Annotated in this window: 9 protein-coding genes; 6 read left to right on the top strand and 3 right to left on the bottom strand. The window is 64.7% G+C overall.

Annotated elements, in window-relative coordinates; translation table 11 throughout:
* Window positions 1-232 precede the first annotated feature (232 nt).
* The 3 genes from K8374_RS10585 to K8374_RS10575 all read left to right on the top strand — a co-directional run bounded on the left by K8374_RS10585 (window position 233) and on the right by K8374_RS10575 (window position 2,933).
* Entirely contained in the window at window positions 233-1,096 is an 864-nt protein-coding gene (locus K8374_RS10585) for a LysR family transcriptional regulator (RefSeq protein WP_224458985.1), read from the top strand.
* A gap of 411 nt (window positions 1,097-1,507) precedes the next feature.
* Window positions 1,508-1,825 (top strand): DUF3077 domain-containing protein, encoded by a 318-nt coding sequence (locus tag K8374_RS10580; protein ID WP_224458984.1) that lies wholly within the window; start codon window positions 1,508-1,510, stop codon window positions 1,823-1,825.
* 187 nt (window positions 1,826-2,012) lie between these two features.
* Entirely contained in the window at window positions 2,013-2,933 is a 921-nt protein-coding gene (locus K8374_RS10575) for an AEC family transporter (RefSeq protein ID WP_224458983.1), read from the top strand.
* Window positions 2,934-2,954: 21 nt separating this feature from the next.
* Here the strand turns inward: K8374_RS10575 and K8374_RS10570 are convergent, their stop codons facing one another.
* The 3 genes from K8374_RS10570 to K8374_RS10560 are packed head-to-tail and all read right to left on the bottom strand — an operon-like array spanning window position 2,955 to window position 15,363.
* A complete protein-coding gene (locus tag K8374_RS10570; RefSeq protein ID WP_224458982.1) occupies window positions 2,955-5,876 on the bottom strand; it encodes an RHS repeat-associated core domain-containing protein in 2,922 nt (973 codons plus the stop codon).
* Window positions 5,873-10,987: a SpvB/TcaC N-terminal domain-containing protein gene (locus K8374_RS10565; RefSeq protein WP_224458981.1), complete on the bottom strand. Its 5,115-nt coding sequence runs from the start codon at window positions 10,985-10,987 to the stop codon at window positions 5,873-5,875. The genes K8374_RS10570 and K8374_RS10565 overlap by 4 nt, the downstream gene beginning before the upstream one ends.
* Window positions 10,987-15,363, bottom strand: a complete 4,377-nt coding sequence (locus tag K8374_RS10560) for a SpvB/TcaC N-terminal domain-containing protein (protein ID WP_224458980.1) — start codon at window positions 15,361-15,363, stop codon at window positions 10,987-10,989. Before K8374_RS10560 ends, K8374_RS10565 begins: the two co-directional genes overlap by 1 nt.
* Window positions 15,364-15,726: 363 nt before the next feature.
* Here K8374_RS10560 and K8374_RS10555 point away from each other — a divergent pair, with 363 nt between their 5' ends.
* The 3 genes from K8374_RS10555 to K8374_RS10545 all read left to right on the top strand — a co-directional run bounded on the left by K8374_RS10555 (window position 15,727) and on the right by K8374_RS10545 (window position 18,646).
* Window positions 15,727-16,044 (top strand): DUF2388 domain-containing protein, encoded by a 318-nt coding sequence (locus tag K8374_RS10555; RefSeq protein ID WP_224458979.1) that lies wholly within the window; start codon window positions 15,727-15,729, stop codon window positions 16,042-16,044.
* Between the two features lie 252 nt (window positions 16,045-16,296).
* Window positions 16,297-17,352, top strand: a complete 1,056-nt coding sequence (locus K8374_RS10550; RefSeq protein ID WP_224458978.1) for a GlxA family transcriptional regulator — start codon at window positions 16,297-16,299, stop codon at window positions 17,350-17,352.
* Between the two features lie 91 nt (window positions 17,353-17,443).
* Entirely contained in the window at window positions 17,444-18,646 is a 1,203-nt protein-coding gene (locus tag K8374_RS10545) for an NAD(P)/FAD-dependent oxidoreductase (RefSeq protein WP_224458977.1), read from the top strand.
* The last annotated feature ends 149 nt before the right edge of the window (window positions 18,647-18,795 follow it).

Below are 18,795 nucleotides of genomic sequence, written 5' to 3'. Positions count from 1 at the left end.
CTGTGCTGTGTGCGAGGATCCTAATCAAGGTGAAACGATAAAAAGACTGGCAAGGCTGCGAGTTGTCTATCGGCATAACCGCGTTGACGAGTAGCGTTTCTCCTTGGCGCTTCGAGACAGTTCGCACGCTGTATAAAAGCCGGCTCGGCGCACATACCCGCTGGCCAATGGCTTGCCGCACCCGGCCCTGGGCCTGTAACGTGCGCCCATCGTCGCCTCCGGAGTCACCCGCGTGTCCCTCAAAGCCCTGCGCACCTTGGTGACCATTGCCCGCCACGGCACCTTCGCCCGTGCCGCTGACATGCTCAGCCTCACGCCCTCGGCGGTGAGCCTGCACATCAAGACCCTGGAAGACGAGCTGCAGGTCGCCCTGTTCGACCGTAGCCGTCGTCAGGTGGTGTTGACCGAGGCGGGGCAACTGGCCGTGGCGCGTGCCGAGAGTATCCTCGCCGCCTATGACGAGCTGGCCGACACCTTGGCCTGCGGCCCCAGCTTGCGCGGGCGGTTGCGCATCGGTGCGATCCATACTGTGTTGGCACGGCGTCTGCCCAAGGCGCTGGTGTGGATCAAGGCCAATCATCCCGAGCTGCACATCAGCGTGTTTTCCGGCATGTCGGCGGAACTGGCGCGCCGGGTCGAGGATGGCGAGCTCGACGCAGCGATCACCACCGAACCGGTGCCGCCCTACCCACAAGGCCTGCATTACACGCCGTTGTTCGAGGACCGTTTCTGGGCCATCGCCAGCCCCGAGCTTGCGGGCCAGAGCCTGACGCAACTGCTGGCCAGCCAGCCGTTCCTGCGCTTCGACAAGCGTGCCTGGGCAGGACGACAGATCGAACAGGAGCTGCGCCGGCAGCGTTTGCAGGTCAGCGAGCAGATGGAGCTCGACAGCCAGGAAGCCCTGGCGCGCATGGCCGCCTTGGGGTTGGGGGTGGCGATCATTCCCATGGCCGATGATGATCTGGAGCGATTGCCGCCGGCCATACGCTTGCCGTTCGGCGAGCCACAGCTGGTGCGCAGAGTGGTGCTGCTGGAACATGAGAAGAGCCAGCGGCGGCATTTGAGTGCGGTGTTGAGAATGGCGTTGGAGGTGTGAGGGAGCGTATGTCGTAGTCGCTGCGGCGGCTGTAAGATCGGGCGCCGCGCGGGCGGCGCTCGATCTCATACCCACCTCCGAACTAAAGCCGGGCCCCATGGCAGCCCCGCAAATGTATCTAGACATGCACAAGCCTTGAAACGCTTCCCCAGGGCCGGTACCCTTTGCGCGCTGCTGTAAATCCAGCAGCCGGGTTTGGTCACCTGCGATTAATCAAGGCGCACAAGCGCCCACAATACGATTCGGTTGGCGCTTTTTTGTGCCTGGCTGTTTCGTGTTATGGCGGCTGTGCGTGGGGCGCCTTCGTGCGCGCCGGTTTCCTTGATTCCCGGTTGACCAACCCGCGTACAGTCGCCACCCATTCGTTTGGTCACGTTGAGTGGCGGCTCCATTGAATCAAGGAGCGACACAATGACAAAAGCCATCCCCGACCCACCACGCCGCAGCACCACGGCACCCGCCCCGTTCGGTAGCTGCGAGCACAGCCACCCGCCTGTGTTCACCGTCACTGGCGGTGTGGAACTCGAAGACGCCCTCGTTCATCTCTCCACCCTGCTCAAGGGTGCGGCCGCCAGCAATCTGAAAGCCCTGCAACTGGCCAACGGGACATGCCATGACCTGTTGCTGGGTAACGACCATGCGTTGGATGCCAGCAAGGCGCTGGTCGAGGCGCTGCTCGATGGGCTGGAGTTGCAACGGGTGAAAGGGCCTCAGGTGCGGACAGCCTGATAGAAAGCGTTACGGCCATCGTGGGGCAAGCCCGCTTCCATAGAGTCCACTCTGTGAGCGGGCTTGTCCCGCGATAAGGCTCGCACCGAACATGCATTTTTCCTCAACAGTCACTGCAGAAAACAACGATTTTTTCTGCTGACTGCTGCAGCTAGGCTATGTCGGTACCCGACGACGGACCGCCCCAATGCTCCATCTGCTGCTCACCACCCTGCTCCCCATCATCCTGCTGATCGCCTTGGGCACCCTGCTACGGGTGCGTGGCTTTCTTGCCGAAACCTTCTGGCCCGGCGCCGAACGCCTGAGCTACTACGTCCTGCTGCCTTCGCTGTTCCTCCACGGCCTGGCCACTGCCAACCTCGAGGGCGTGCCGATCTGGGGCATGGTCGGGGTGTTGATGCTCTCGACCTTGCTGGGCGGCGTGTTGCTGGTGTTCTACCAGGGCGCGGCGAACCATGACGGTGCCGACTTCACCTCGGTGTTCCAAGGCGGTGTGCGTTTCAACAACTACATCGGTGCCACGCTTGCCGCAGGTATCTACGGCAGCGCGGGCATCGCCCTGGCGGCGGTGGCCAATGCCGCGATCGTGCCGTTGGTCAATTTGCTCTGCGTGCTGGTGTTCGCCCGCTTCAGTGCGCGTCACAGTTCGCCACTGACGGTATTGCGAGCGATCTTTGCCAACCCCTTGATCATCGGCTGCGCCGGCGGGCTGTTGCTGCGCGTGACCGGCTTGGGCCTGCCAGCGGGCATAGCGCCCACCGTGAAGGCCCTGGGCCAGGCCGCCCTGCCCTTGGGGCTCTTGTGTGTAGGCGCCGCCCTGGGCGGGGCGCGGCTGGGCCATCAGGTACGCCCGGTGCTGGCCGCCTCGGCCTTCAAGTTCCTGGTGATGCCGCTGACCACCTGGGGCCTGTGCCGCCTGCTCGGGCTGAGCGGCCAGGCCGCGGTGGTAGCGGTCATGTTCCAGGCCCTGCCGACCGCCTCGTCATCCTATGTGATGGCCCGTCAGATGGGCGGCAACGCCCCGCTGATGGCCACCATCATCGCCTTGCAGACCGTCGCTGCAGCGGTGACGCTGCCGGTGGTATTGAGCCTCGTGCTGGCGAGGTGAGGCCAACCTGCACTTAGGATGTTATCGAACATGAGCTATTTTCATTATTTTCTTCGAGCGGTCAATGCTCAGGATTTTAAACTTGGCCTCGCGTCTGAAAAGCACTTCTTGCTCATCACTATTCCCGAACCAGTTAGGAATATCTGCCCCACAGCCCCGTTCGATATGGATCATCCCTCCGTGTTTTCCAAACTTTTCCGCTTCCTTCTCAACTTTGGAACTCGCCATAAACCGCCCGGGCTTATATATTTCATCCACGCCTGCCTTTATCCAGCGAGTATACTCCTCTGCATCCACCCCCCGATAAAGCACCCCCTCATTCATACTAGAATTATTTTTGACCCAATCATTCAATTCTCCGGACAGTTGCGCATATGTTTTTCCAGCCAGAGAATCAACTTTCGCCAATGCTCGCTTGCCCGCCTCAGTATTTTTCCACTTATCCCTGTCTCGAGTGAGATTAGGATCCGTGTTCATCTCTTTGAGTCTGTTCTTCAGGTCGAGGGTATAAAGCGTTTCCGACCCACCCTTCTGTATATTTTGATAATCGTGAGCCCACGCGAGTGTGATCGCATTCGAACTACCCCCTGAGCGGCTTGGCTCTGGGTGGCGTGAAGTACTTCGCGAAGCCTTTGAGAATAGTGCCTTCGAGGCGGCCTTGTTTTGTGCCTCCCTCCGACCAAGTGCAAACCCTCGACGCTGTAGACGCTCCGCCTGCTCAGGCGTTTCTCCAGAGCCCACCAATAGTTGGATAACTTCATCCTTGAAAGAAGCCTCACTGTGTCCTGGCTTCCATTGGTGCGACCACCCCTCGCCTACTGTTGATCGCATGGCGGTCATCCGTTCCGTCATATCGCTAGCGATTGTTCTGGTGACTTCATCGTGGTATCGCTCTATCTCTTCCTGCTCCGCGGCACGGTCCCGTTGCTCCTGAATCCGCTGTGCCTTGCTGGAAGTGCATCCCCGTCCATCTGTATCAATGAGATTGACAGGGTTATTACGGCTAAATCCATATAGGTTGATCCCGTCAATCAGCCCACCCGGGTCGGCACTCAACCAGCGACCCGACTCCGCCTGGTAATAGCGCCAGCCGTAGTAATACAGCCCGGTCGCATCCCGCTCCTTGTTGGAATAACGCAATGCCCGCTGGGTCAAGTTGCTCGCTTCCTCGGCAGCCTCGTCGCACCCCATGGTACCGCCATAAGGGGCGTACTCTTCACGCGCAAGGACCCGCCCTTGAGCGTCCATCTCACCGCCGACGCTGCCCAGATGATCAGCGAAGCGATAGCGCAGCCGAACGGTGCCCGCGAGCCGGTCCTCCACCACACGAACGTCGCTCCCCTCGGTGATGACGATGTGTTTCTGCGGATCGCTCTTGCCTGCCAGCCATCGCTGGCGCACCTCGCAACCACCGGCATAGGTCGTGATCGTGGTCTGCATGGCCGTGCTGACCTGCACCGTATGGACCTTGCGGGTGCGGGTGCCGCCGTCGGCGTAGTGGTAGCGCTCGCTGTCGTCATCGCCATCCACGCGGCTGACAGCGGTGACCTTGCCGAGCTGGTTATCGGCCAGCCACTGCAACACCCTGCCGTCGGCCAGCTGCTTTTGCAGGCCTCCCGCCAGGAAGCCGGTTTCCGGTGTCAGGCTGTGGCCCTTCACCACCGCCCGGTTGCTGCCCTCGGAAACCTGTAGCTCCCGGGTGCGGTTACCGGCACCGCCGATATGGTGGATCGTTGTCAGGTTGTTGCCGTCGTCATAGGTGTACTGCTCGCTATAAGGTGCCCAGACGCTGCCCGACGAGGCCTCCGCGCCGTAGTAACGGGCCACCAGCGTGCGCTCCCGGCCCGTGGCGCTGGCCAGGCGATAGAGGGTGTCGTAGGTGTATTCGCGCAGCCCGGTGGCCTGTCGGTTGGCGTGCCATGTGGGGTCGGCGCCCTGGTCTTCCAGGCTGATGATGTTGCCCACCGGGTCATAGCGGTAGTGCAGGTCGCTGATGATCAGTGGCTCCTGTGGATGGCCCTTCGGTCGCTCGGTCAGGTGCCGGCGCAGAAGCTGGGTTTTGGGGTCGTATTCATAGCGGTCGATGACGCCATTGCCCGCTGTCTGCGACAACACCACACCGTCGGCCCGGTACCGGATGTCCTTCAGGGTGACGACTTCCTTGACACTGCCCTGCTCCGTGTACGCCAAGCGCGTCTGGGCCACCGCGCCGTTGATGGCATAGTCGGTGATCGAGGTGACGCCGGCCGCATTGGTCGTCGCCAGGGGCGCGCCGGTCGCGTCATAGGTGCCGATGATGCGTAAAGGCGCTTCGGTATCATCCGGCGTGGTCGTCGCCCAGTCCAGCGTCTCGATCTCAGGCTTGAGCAAGCGCTGCTCGGCGGCCAGCGTCTGGCCTGTCAGCGAAATGCTCAAGGGCCGGCTGATGCCGGCATTGTTGCGCAGTTCCACCTGGCTCCCGGCCAGGTTCAGCGCTTGCCATTTCGCCGCGGCCAACGGCGCATACGTGTACTGCTCACGCACACGCCCAACCGCCGCGCCAAACGCTGTTTCGCTCAGCGACAATGGCCTGCCGCCGGCATTGGCCGCCTCGTAGGCAGCCGTGGACACGGTGCCCTGGGCATTGCGCGACCACAAGGGGCGGCCAGCCACGTCGGGCAGGGTGAAGGCGGCGTCACCATCGGCGGTGTGCAGGCACAAGGGTTGACCGGCCAAACCTGAAACGGTGACCGCATCGGCATTGCCGGTGGCGGTATTGTTCAAGGCGCGAGCACCGAACAGCCGCGAGGTGCGGCTGAACGGGTGGACTACCGTGCGGCTGACCAACAGGCGCGCCGGTGCCTCGGGGGCCGAGGGGGTGCGTAAAAAGGCCAAGGCCCGAAACGGCGCAGCCACCGCCGGAGTGGCTGCATGCAAAGCGACGGTTCCATTCACTGGGTTCATTGTGCTTCTCCTGTTGCCTGACGCGCCAACACCTCTGCCGCGGTGTCGTTTTCATCTTCCGATACCGTGAACCACGGGAAGGCCTGCGCCCGACGCTCGTACCCAGCCGCCGTCATGACCTTGAACTCGCGCCCCAACGCGTCGTAGAGGTGCGTATCGGCATGGATACCGCTCCCGCTGACCAGGCGCCAATCGTCGAGATAGTAGGCCTGCCACGCCCGCACCGGATTGCCCTTGTTGTCGTATTCGGCCCGGCCGGTCACGGCCCAGCGGGTCGCCGTGTGCCTGACGATGGCCTGGCCATCGATATCGGTTTCCAAGGTACCCTGCGCCGTGCGCACGAACGCTTCGCCCGGTGTACTCAGCATGGCTGTCTGCAGTACCTGCCCACCGCCGTGCACGATCACTTGCACACGCACTTGCTGCTGGGGATCGTCGTCGTAACGATCGGTCTGGACACGAATGACATGAGGGGGCGTACGTGCGGCCATGACGTCCGGTATGGTGATCGCATCCCGTCGCAGGCGCGCATCCTGCCGGGCCCGGGCCAGGCTGCCGCACCGTTGCCCTGTGAATTGACCGTCGGCCGTGACCGCCAGGGGCATCCAGCTGTCGCTGACGGTGGTGAAGGCCTCATGAACCGGTACCCCCTTGGCCGTGTTCAACGCCAGGGCCTGCTCCACGGTGGCAGGCGGCGTGAACGGTTTGTCACGGGACGTCGAATAGCCAACGTTGACCGGTTCGCTCGCACCGGCCGGGGTTTCGGAGCCATGAAAGCGCGTGTGCCGTACACGGCCCAGTGCGTCCAGGATGGCTTCGCTGGTATTACCGTTGGCGTCCGTGAGCTGCACAGGGCTCAGGAAGCGCCAATCCAGGGCAGTCACCTGGGACGCGAAGCTCGAGCCATCGGTCGCGCCAACGACCGACAGAAAGTGCGGTGAATACGTCAAGGCAACTTGGGGAACCTGTTCACTTTCACGTACGCCCTTGGCGACCCAGAACATGGACTGGTCATGGTACGCGGTGATGTTCTGCAAACCGCCCCAGACGTCCTTGACCTGCGGTTCGAACGGTACGGCCAGAGGCTTGTAGCCACCGCGTTGAAGCAGGGCTGCCAGGCTTTCCGATTGCACAGGTTGGCCAAGGGTGTCCCTTAGGGGGGCCAGGCCTTGGTGAAGCTCCTGGCCCGTGGCCAGGGCGGTGGACACTACCTGCCAATACAGCAGATCTGGCGTGATAGCGGGGTCGATGAGCGCCTGTTTCAGCGCCGCCAGTGCTTCATCATCGCCAGGGTGTTGGTCAGCATAGGCCTGCACTGCCGAACACAGTTGGGTTCGCGGGACGCCGCCGCTAGCGACGTGGCTACCCAAGGCGGCCCACAGGGCGTCGGCCTCGATGGTTCGCCGCCCCCTGCTTTGGTCTTTCAGTGCCCCTTGCATGGCTTGCAAGGCCGCCTGGTACAGGTTGCCACCTCCTGCCGAAACCTGCTCCTGATGCACGGCGAATGCCATGAAGAGCTCAAAGAACACGTCCGACGTCATGTGCGCCTGAACACGTTCACGCAAGCGGCGCGATACCGCCGGGTCGATCACGCCGCCGGTATCGTTCAGGCAGGCATCGACCAGGTCTGCCAAGGTTTGGTCGAAGGTCGGCCGTAGTACCTGCAGGGATGTTTCATCCAACAAGGCGGTTTCGGTCCAGGCGATCAGGCCCTGGCGCGTGGGTATGTCCAATGGTTCGCTGCCAGCGATCCCGCGCCATTTGGTTTTCGTATAGCCGGAAAACACCAGGGAACCAGGCTCTGCCAACAAATCAGCCATCGCCAGATTGTCGGCGGTGAAACCTCCCTCAGGGAGTGGGCGGTTCTTGCGCGCCTCGGGATTACCGTCCGGGTGGGTGGTACCCCACCAGACCAGGTCGGAGCGAGCGTCCTGCGCGACCCCCACGACAAAGTCGTGGCCTGCCGTCAGGTGGTGTACACGGTTGCGGGTCAGCGTGACCCAGCAATCGTATTGCTGGGTATCGGCGGTTTCCTTGATCACGCCGCCAGGCAGGGTCTTGGGATAGCGTTCACGTGCGCGTTCTTCGGCCTCGACCTGGGCGGGCGTCAATTGCCGTGGGTAGTTGATGCTCACGCTATCGAGCGGCACCCCATAGGCGTCCTGCTGCAATACGATGGTCTGGGTCACCAGAGGATCGGCCGCGATGCGTTCGCAGGCCAGCGACAGTGTTTCCAGCACTGTCACCTGGGTAACCGGGTTATTGCGGTCGGGCTTGCCATCCGGGCCGAGGCTGTCGCAGGCGCGGACCTGCAGGCGCTGCCGGGAGATGCTGTAGGGGGTCGCCGCTGCCGGGTGATCGTCCTCGCCGTACACCTCCGTGCGCATCACCTGGCCACGCACGGCCCGATACAGTTTCCGTCGCCGCTCGGCATTCGCCCCGGGCGCCTCGGGCTTGTCCGAACCGTCTTGCCAGGCGGTGAAACGGATCTGGCCTTTGCTGAAGGCCTTGTCGATGTCTTCCCGAGCGTGCTCCAAAGGCTTGCTGTCGACCGCCTCGTTGCCGGTATAGAACCAGGTGCAGGTGCGCACGGGGGGGGACTCCACAGCGGCACGGGCCACGGCATCGGCCTCGCTGCGGCTGTTGCGATCGGTCTGCACGACACAGCGAAAGCCTGCGAATTCACGTTCGCGACCATCCCATACGCCCCCCAGGTAACGGGTTTCGCTGCCCAGCGTCAACCCGGTGATTTCATTGACCTGGGTGATCGTGCGAACCGTGTGCACCGGAAACGGAAGATAGCTGACAGCAGCTTGCCCGCTCGCCTGCAAAGCGGCCTTTTCATCCAGCCAGCCCTGGGCCGAGCTCCGGTAGGCCAGTTCGGTACGGCCACCGAGATTGTCGACTACCGTGGTCAGCAGCCAGGGGCGCATGGCACTGAAATTCAGCATCCAGCTGCGCGGTTTCATGTGCGGGACCGTCAATACCAGGCTGCCCATCCCCAGGCCTTGCAGGTCCGCCACCTGCAAGCGCCAGGTGGCATCCGGCGTGACACCGGCAGGCGGTGGGATCACGCCTTTGTAGCGCAGCGCATTACCGCTCTGGTTGGCGAACACATGGATACCCTTTCGGCCGATCACCAGCAGGTCCGCAACGCCTGTGCCATCCGTGTCGGCGAGGTAGATCCGTTCAGGGTCGAAGGCCAGGGCACTGCCGTCCTCGGCCCTGAGCAACTGCAATGAAAAACCTGGCAACGACAGCGGGTTGCCGAAACGGCCATGCCCAAGCGATGGCCAGGCGGTGACGCCGTCGGCGGTGATTTCCACCAGGTCCGAAAGCCCTCCCCCTGTGATGTCGCTGATCGCGACCATACGGGTACCATCGCCACTCGGGTGAGGCAATGAACGGCCTGGGTGGGCTACGGTCGTGTCAGGCTCCCAACCCTGCGGCCCGGCGGAGGGCCACAGGCGCACACTGGCAGGGCCAATCATCACCAGGTCGGTCAAGCCCCTGCCGGTCAGGTCGGCCTGCAGCGCTGCCGGGTGATCGAACTCTGCCGGAAAACGTGCGAAAGGCTTGAAACCGCTCCAGCGCCCATCCGGTTGCAAGGTGAAACTGCCCCGCATCCCGTGCACTGTCATTATCAGCTCGGGTTGGCCATTGCCCTCAAGGTCGGCCAATTGCGCCCTGCCGCCAAAGGGCAGCCGATGCAAGGGGGTCGCCGCGGCCCAGGTCACCCGGTCGTCGAGGGGAGTGTCGAAAAGCCCGGCATAGCCAGACTCCATCTTGGACGCAGCGCCTTCGCCATCCCGAACCGGCGCCCGGTACCACCAGGCGCCCTCATCCTGGTAGAGCACCCCTGGGATACCCTCGCCGTAGAGGTCGGCCATTTGCCAGGACTGGTGGTTGAAGCCGTCCAGCGCAGGCAGGTGTTGCCAGTGCGTTGCATCGGGCAATACCTCAGGTGGCTCGGACAAGGCGAACTCCACCGGCGGCATGGACACCACCGTGCCATCGGCCTCGTATGCCAGCGTCTGGGCGGCGCACAGTTGGGTGAGCAACGTGGACGATTCATAGCCAAGGTGAAGACGCGATACCAGCTGCGCCGTCGCATCCTGGGAGGCGACATCGGCCATCATCGCCGTGCGGTGCCAAAGCAGGATGTCGTGACACAGCCGGCGGGTGCGGACCTCGAACCCGTAGCGGCGCAGCGACAGCGCATCTTCCCGGGCAGGCCAGGTCGTCGTGGCAGTCAGTGGCGGCGCTTGGTCCGTCGATGTGCCGCGCTCGCCATAGTCGAACACCAGCAACGCCAGCCATTCGTTTTCCCAGGCATCGCCCGGGCCCATGCCAGGCCGCAGGAAATGCAGCGCCGGCGTGCGGTTCATCCAGTACAGGGTATCGGGGTACAGGCCGGCCACGTGCGGATGGTCGGCAAGCTCCTGTGCCGAGCATTGCTCGTTGTCCTCCTGACGCCAACGCCAGAGAATATGCTCGCCTCGGGCCGTTACTGTCTCCTCGATACGCCACTCGGCCACACGCGAGGGATCCTGTGGGTCGGCCAGCCTGGCATCGGCCGACCAACCGTACAGGGCCAGGCCGCCGTCGGGTGTGAAGTCGATCCAGAACGTGCGGCTCACCGCGCCGTCCGTGCCAACCTCCTGCCAACATTCGATACGCGAATTCAACCCCGAGAAGCGGTCCTGGTAACGGGTAACGGTGTAGGTACCGCTCGCGGCATCGGCAAAGGGAAGGCGCGTTTCGGTACGCACGGCCTCTTGGGCACGCAGCAGTTCATCGCCACGGGGCCCGTTCAGGCGGTCGGTGCCATCGTAACGGGGGACGCCATGCTGCGTACGCAGCCGGATGGCCGGCAGCGAAAGCTGCCAGCCCATCCCGAACACACCGTTGCCACCGCCGTTGCTGTAGGCCAAGGCCAGTTCAGGCGCCAGGCCACGGGCCGGCGCTGCCGACACGGGCAGTGGAATGTGCCAACCGGCACCACCATCCGGCCCGCCCGTCGACAATGCTCCCGAGCTGCCGCCGAGGGTGCCACCGCCCTTGGGCAGGGATGGGGGTGTGAAAAAGGGGGGTTCTTGGTTCTCATTCATCATGCTTCTCGCTCTCGCAGTACATCATGGGCGGTGTCGTTTTCGTCCTCGGCTACCGTGAACCACGGGTAGAACTGCGTGCGCCGCTCCCAGCCCGCCGCGGTGATCACCCTGTACACACGCCCCAGGGCGTCATACAGGTGGGTGTCGGCGTAGACGCCCTTGCGGGCGCTGTCGTCGTAGACCGGGCGCCAGTCATCGAGGTAGAACGGCAGCCAGGTACGAACGGGTTGCCCTTTGTTGTCGTATTCGGTCTTGCCAGTCACGGCCCAGCGCACCAAAGCGTGCCTGGTCACGGCCTTGTCGTCGGTGCCCACCTCGAGCCCGCCCTCGGGCGTGCGCACCAGGGCATCACCTGGCGGGTGCAGGACGGCGGTCTGCAACAGGTTGCCGCTGCCATCGCTGTAGGTGACGTTCAGGCGTACCTGCTGCTGTGGGTCACCGTCGTAGCGATCGGTCTGCAGGCTGCAGATGTGCGGGGGCTCGCGTCCCTCGGCCAGGTCCACCTGCCCGAGCTTGTACGCCCTTGCCAAGCGTCGTAGCGCAAGCTCCCCGATGCGGGAGGCCAAGGGATGGCCCTGCCGGTCGCGCGCCAGCGGCATCCAGCTATCGGCCACCACCCGATGGGCCGTCGCCACAGGCACATCGCCGCCCTTGAGCGCGAGCATGCCTTCGACCGTTTCCGGCACCGCAAAAGCGCGCCCGCTGCAATAGCCGGTCATGATGCCTTGCTCGGTGCCATGGAAACGCGTCTGCGATACCCGGCCCAGGGCATCGACGACCACTTCCCGTACGTTGTCGTTCGGGTCGGTCAGCGATGTCGGTGTCAAGAAGCGCCAGTCGTAGCGCAAGGTGGTCTGCAGGCCGGCTGCGTCGGTCACCTTCGTCACCTGCAAGGCGTGGGGGGTCCACTCGATCAGCGTTTCGCCCACCAGCTCGCTTTCCCGTACGCCAGCCAGCCGAAAGAAACCGGCGGCGCCGAGATAGCGGGCCAGGCCATGGCGGCCGGTATACACACGCAAGCCATCCTCAGGCAGCTCGACGGCGTGATAGCCGGCCTTTTCCAACATCTGCGCCAACGCCTCGTCCGACATCAGGCCCTTGAACACGTCCACACAGGCTTCGTCCAGCATGGCGGTTTCGGTATAGGCAGCCAGGGCCTGGCGTACCGGTGCAACGCTGGGGCTGCCCGCCTCGTCACACCACTGGGTGCGGACATGGCTCGACAGCGTGGCGTTGCCCACGTCATCGAGAGGCCCCCCTGCCGACGACAGGCTTTCGACGCTGAAACCGCCCTGCGGTACCTGGTTTGGCGCCAGTTGCAGGACATCCGTGCGGGTCGATTCCACCAGGCCGACCACATGGCTATGGCCGGCGTCGAGGTTGTGCAGCCGGTTGCGCGTCAAGGTCAGCCAGGCGTGCTGCTGCTGAGGGTCGCGCGCGGCCAGTTCCAGGCCTTCGGGGAGGGTATCCGGATAGGGCGACGGCGTGGGCGCAGGCCTGCGCGGGTAACGCACCTCCACGGCACGCACCACATTGCCGTAACGGTCCTGTTCGAGCACGACCGACTGGGAGACCACCGGGTCCTGCACGATGCGCTCGGTAGCGAAAGTCAGGGTTTCCACCGGCGTGACCAGCGCCGCAGGCCTGCCGGCATCCGCGGTCTCGTACATACGCACCTGCCAGCGCTGGCGGGTGATGCTGTAAGGCTGCGAGGCCAATGCGCTGCCATCGAGACCATAGGTTTCGGTACGTACCGGCCTGCCCTTCAGGGCGCGCAGCAACCAACGACGCGCCTCGCCTTCAGGCGAGACAGGCTCATCCCGGCCACCGGCATCCAGACGGGTGATACGCAGTGGATTGAGGGTAAAGTCGCCTTCGGCCGAACCTTGCCCTGCAAAAGCGCCTTCCTGGATGGCGTCATACGCCTCGATGCCGCTCAGGAACCAGCTATGTACCTGCGCGGCCGGCGAGCGTTCCACGCTGGTACCTTGGGCATCGCTCAGGGTGTCGGTCTGGATCAACCGGGCAAAACCACGGAACTCGCGTTCGACACCATCCCAGATACCCAGCAGGTATCGCATGCCGCTGACGGTACGCAAACCGCTGATGTCGTCGATCGCCGTGACCCGGCTGAGGATGTGCACAGGGAACGGCAGGCGGCTGATCGCAGGTTTGCCCTGGGCCTTGAGCGCCGCCTTCTCATCCAGCCAGCCCTGGGCGGAACTGCGGTAGCGGAACAGGGTGCGGCTCCCGGTGTTGGTGCACACTTCGGCGAGCAGCCACGGCCGGCTATCGTTGAACCGATACGTCCAGGTCCGCGGCGCCATATGTGGCAGGGTCAGCACCAGTTCGGCCGTACCCTGGCCGCGCAAGTCGGTCACCTGCAGCAGGCAGGTGTCGTCGAGGATGACGCCTGCTGGTGCTGGCACGGACGGCCCCTCGACGAAGCGGTTGCCGGACTCGCTGATGAATACACGGATACGGTCCGGTGTCACATAGAGGATGTCAGTGGTGCCGCTACCGTTGGTGTCCCCCAGGAATACGCGCGACGCGACGAAATCGCTCACTGCGAAGCCCGGCACACGCACCGGCTCACCGAACCGGCCATGGCCGAGGGAGGGCCAATAGGTCACGCCCTGGCCGGTGATTTCCAGCAGATGCTGCTGGCCACTGCCTGCCGGGTCGGCGAATGCCACCAGGCGGTGCTCGCCGCCTTGTACGGGCAACGGCGTGTCCCCGTCATAGCCTGTTTCGCGCCCCCCGCGCCAGCCCGCACTCGCGGCGCTGGCCCACAGGCGTACACTCCGCGGCCCGATCATGACCACATCTTGCAGGCCGCCCCCGGTCAGGTCGGCCAGTTGTGCAGAGGGGTGCAGCAGCTCCGTGGGCATGGCCTGCAGCGCGATGAAGCTGCCCCAGTGGCCGTCGGGCGACAGGGTGAAGCTGCCTTGCAGCCCAGGCTGGGTGACCAGCCATTCGGGGCGGCCATCGCCGTTCAGGTCGGTCAGCGATCCGCCGGCCAACGAAGGGGTCAAGGGCAATACCTGCGGCTCCCCCCAGGTCACCGTATCGGTAGTGGGTTCCCCCTTGCGCTCCGGTGCCCGGTATCGCCAGGCGCCGCCGTCCTGATACAACAGCCCGGGCACCCCCTCCCCGTACAAGTCGGCCATCTGCCAATGGGGCGGGCTGAAGCCATCGAGCTCCGGCAGTGCCTCCCATTGCGGCGCCTCGCGCCCTGGGCGGCTCAGCTCGAACTCCACCGGTGGCAGCGCCAACGGCGTGCCGTCGGGCTCGTAGGCGACCTGCCGGGCCGCCACCAGCAGGGTCGCTACGGCAGACGGCTCATAGCTCAGGTGCAGTCGGGAAACCAACGTGGGGGTCGGGTCGCTTTCGCCAGCCATCATCCGTGTGCGATGCCACAGCAGTACGTCGTGGCACAGGCGGCGGATCCGGTTATCGAACCCCCAACGCCAGAACGAAAGGCAATCCTCTCGCACCGGCCATTGCGCCGTGCTTGCAAACGGCGGCGGCGTGTCCAGGTCGGTGCCGCGCTCGCCATAGTCCAGGAGCATCACGCGCATGAAATCGTCGGCACGAAAGGCCTGCTCCGGCACCAGCAGCGCGGACGCGGGCGTGGCGTTCATGGCATAGACGCCCGTGAGGTACTGGCTCGCGACCTTCGGGTGAGCCATTCGCTCGTCTTCGTCGCAGCCGACGGTATCTTCGCCGCGGTAGGTGTACACCACATGCTCGCCTTTGGCGCTCACGGTTTCCTCGGCGTACCAGCCGGCCACCCGCGCCGGATCGTCCGGGTCGCTCAAGCGGGCGCTGTCCGACCAGCCGAACAGCGTGATGCTGCCATCGGCGTGGTAGTTGAGCCAGAAGCCCGGGGACTCGGGCGCCTCCTGCGCGCGCCAATGCTCCAGGCGTTCATCCCGTCCGCCGCTGCGCGATACCCAGTTGGTCACGATGTGTGGCGCCGCTTCAGCAGAAAACGGCAGGGTCGCCTCAACCCGCGGCGCGCCCTTGGCGCGCAGGATTTCTTCGCCGTCCGGCCCTGCCAGGCGGTCGTCTTCGTTGTAACGAGGGATACCGAAACGGCTCATGCGGAACACGGCGGGTGGCGAGCAACTCCAGCCAGCGCCAAAGGCATCGTTGCCCCCGCTGGAGCTGTAGCCCAGCGTCAGCTGCGGTGACAGTTCACGCCCAACAGGCAGTGGCAACGGCAGGGACCAACCCGCCGCACCATCGGCGTTGCCGACGGACAACATCCCGCCACCAGCGGAAACGGTACCGCCCCCCTTGGGCAGCGCGGGTGGGGTGAACAGGGGTTCGCGGCTCGTCCCTAAGGGAGCGGCAGGTGTATCGGACATGATCTGACTCCGTGTCGGCCCTCCCGGTTGCCCTGGGAAGGTGAGGAAATGGAAGAAGCATCGGGTGTTGGCACCCAGGATGATCAGCGCCACCCAGGTGCAGGGTGATGCCGCATTGGTGAGGGTTATCGATACGAAAAATCTTATGCAGGTACGCCCGGGCGATGAACTCGCAGGGCTACGAGCTAGACAAGCCGCGCAAGCCTGGACAACCCCTTCCATGATCCGTCCCGGTCGTTGGATTGGCGTGGCCACCGGCGGTGCGGCGGAGGCGGCTGCAGTCGGCCCACGGAACTCCCAGACACCTTCGCCGCTCTTAACAACATGCGGTAAATCCCTTGGGCTTCACCTGGAGGTCTCGCCATGCGCCACTTACTGCTCGTCCCTTCGCTGTTGCTCCTGCTGCCTGCAAGCGCAGCCCTGGCCCGTGTGGATGCGGGTGATGTCGCCACGTCGGCGGGGATCTCCGCCTCGCTGTACTCAACCTTCAAGGACGACAAACGGATCATTCCCGCACGGGATGAGCTGTCTGCCTTCATTGCCAGCGGTGGTGCCATCCGGGGTGCCTATGTAGAGTCGGCACTGGAACAGGCCCGCAAGGCCAATCCAGGCCTGCAGGTCAGCGACGAGGAACTTGCCAAGGCCTTGCTTTCCCAGGACCAGCCGCTGACCGATAACTGACCCTGGTGGGGCTGCTTCGCAGCCCATCGCCACGCAAGGCCGCTCCGCCTTCTGTGGGAGCGGCCTTGCGTGGCGATGGGCCGGCCCTGCCACCGCGGTTGTATGGCAAGGGCTTCGCCCTTGATCGCGGGACAAGCCTGCTCCTACAAAGACCCCGCAAAATCAAAGCGTTGTGCGTTTTTCCAGAGGAGCTGCCTTCGCCGCTTCATGCTGTGTAACATGGGCACATTCGTCCCCCTTGCGATGTGCACCATGACCCATCCCGCCCCTGTGCCCGACGCCTTGCCGCCCTCGGTGGACCGACCTCACCGGGTGGTATTTCTCGCCTACCCGCAAATGGGCCTGCTTGACCTCACGGGGGCGCAAACCGTGTTCTGGGCCGCAGGCAAGGCCCGTGCCGAGCGGGGCCTGCCCGGTTATGACATGCACACCGCCAGCCTCGATGGCGGCCTGGTCGCCACCGCCGAAGGCCTGGCGGTGGGCACCGAGCTGCTGGAGCCTTTGTTGCACAGCACGATCGACACCCTGGTGGTGCCCGGAGCGCCGGAAATCGTCCGTACCCTGCCCGAACATGCCGAACTGGTCGGCTGGCTGCGCCTGGCTGCCGCGCGCGCCCAACGCACCGCCTCGGTGTGCAGCGGCACCTTTCTGCTGGCCGCCGCGGGGTTGCTCGACGGTCGCCGCGCAGCCACCCACTGGGCCATGTGCGAGGCCCTGCGCCGACGCTTCCCCGAGGTCGAGGTGGACGCTGAGTCGATCTTCGTGCAACAGGGCAAGGTCTGGACCTCGGCAGGCGTCAGCGCCGGCATCGACCTGGCCCTGGCCCTGGTGGAACTCGACTGTGGCCGCGAGGTGGCCATGCAGGTGGCGCGGGAACTGGTGGTGTTTCTCAAGCGCCCCGGCGGCCAGGCCCAGTTCAGTGAACTGCTCAAGGCTCAAGGCGAAGACAGTGGCGCCTTCGAAGCCTTGCACCTGTGGCTCAACGACCATCTGGGCGACCCGCGCCTGACCGTCGAACGCCTGGCCGAACAGGCACGCATGAGCCTGCGCAACTTCACCCGGGTGTACAAGCACAAGACCGGCCGCACCCCGGCCAAGGCCATCGAAGTGTTTCGCCTGGAGGCGGCGCGCCGCCTGCTGGAGAACACCGCCCAGCAGGTCGAGCAGATCGCCCGCCAGTGCGGCTTCGGCTCGGAGGAGCGCATGCGCCTGGCCTTCCAGCGCCACCTGGCGGTGACGCCGCGCGACTACCGTGCGCGCTTCGCCCGTAGCGTGCCCTTGGCCGAAATCCAGGGATCTTTGGCCTAGGGCCGGCCACCTGCTGCGCTTAGCATCGTTGTTTCCAAGGCGCCAAGACGATGGGCGCCAGGCCTTCCCTTGCAATCGCAGGAGCACAACGATGAAACAGATCCTGATCATAGGCGCAGGCTTCGCCGGTCTGTGGAGCGCCCTGGGCGCGGCGCGCCAGCTCGACCTGCACGACCGCGACGACGTCCAGATCACCGTACTCGCGCCCCAGGCCGAGCTGCATATTCGCCCGCGCTTCTACGAGCCCGAGGTCCATAACATGGCCGCGCCACTGCAGGCCTTGTTCGATGCGGTCGATGTGCGCTTCGTCAAGGGGACCGCCTACCGGATCGACGAGGCCTCGCGCAGTGTGGCCTATCGCGAACCGTCCGGGCGCGAGGCGAGCCTTGGCTACGACCGCCTGATCATGGCCTGCGGCAGCCAGCTCAACCGCCCTGAGCTCGCAGGCTTCGAGCATGCCTTCGACGTGGACAAGATCGAGTCGGCTGTGCGCCTGGAGGAACACCTCAAGTCGCTGGCCGCCCTGCCCGAGAGCCCCGCACGCAACACCGTGGTGGTGGCCGGTGGCGGCTTCACCGGTATCGAGACGGCCACCGAACTGCCCGGGCGCCTGCGGGCGATCCTTGGGCCGCAGGCAGGCCTGCGTATCGTGGTGGTCGACCGCGGCGCGGGGGTCGGCGCAGCATTGGGCGAAGGCATTCGACCTGCGATCGAACAGGCCTCCCAGGCATTGGGCGTGGAGTGGATCTGCGGCGCTACCGTCGCGTCGGTGGATGGCGAGGGTGTGGTGCTGGACAACGGCCAGCGCATCGCCGCCAAAACCGTGATCTGGACCGTGGGCTTCAAGGCCAACCCGCTCACCGCGCAAATCCACGGCGAGCGCGACCATCAGGGCCGCCTGCATGTGGACGGCAACCTCAAGGTCAAGGGCAACGATGCGGTGTACGCGGCCGGTGACGTGGCCTTCGCCGCCTGCGACGAAGTCGGCAACCATGCGGTGATGTCCTGCCAGCACGCCATTCCCTTGGGGCGCTACGCAGGCAACAACGCCGCCGCCGAGCTGATCGGCGTGGCGCCGATGACCTATAGCCAGCCCAAGTACGTCACCTGCCTGGACCTCGGCGCCTGGGGGGCGGTGTATACCGAAGGGTGGGAGCGCAGGGTCTCGCCACCGACCGACAAGGCCGAGGCGAAGCAGCTCAAGGCGCAAATCAACTCCGTGTGGATCTACCCGCCGGCCGCGGATCGAGCCAGTGCGTTGGCTGCGGCGGACCCGCTGATCCCGGTTGCCTGAGCGCCTTGACGAGCTGATCCATGTGGCTCCCACAGAGATTTCGCAAGCCTTGAGAGCGTCGCAATCTCGGTAGGAGCTGGCGACAGCCTGCGATGGGCTGCAAAGCAGCCCCAAGCTCTCAAACGGTCGAGCCCCTCCAGACTCAAGGG

The organism is Pseudomonas sp. p1(2021b) (assembly GCF_020151015.1).
GTDB lineage: Bacteria > Pseudomonadota > Gammaproteobacteria > Pseudomonadales > Pseudomonadaceae > Aquipseudomonas > Aquipseudomonas putida_K.
The sequence above is the reverse complement of the archived record's forward strand: the minus strand, read 5'-3'. Positions and strand labels throughout refer to the sequence as shown.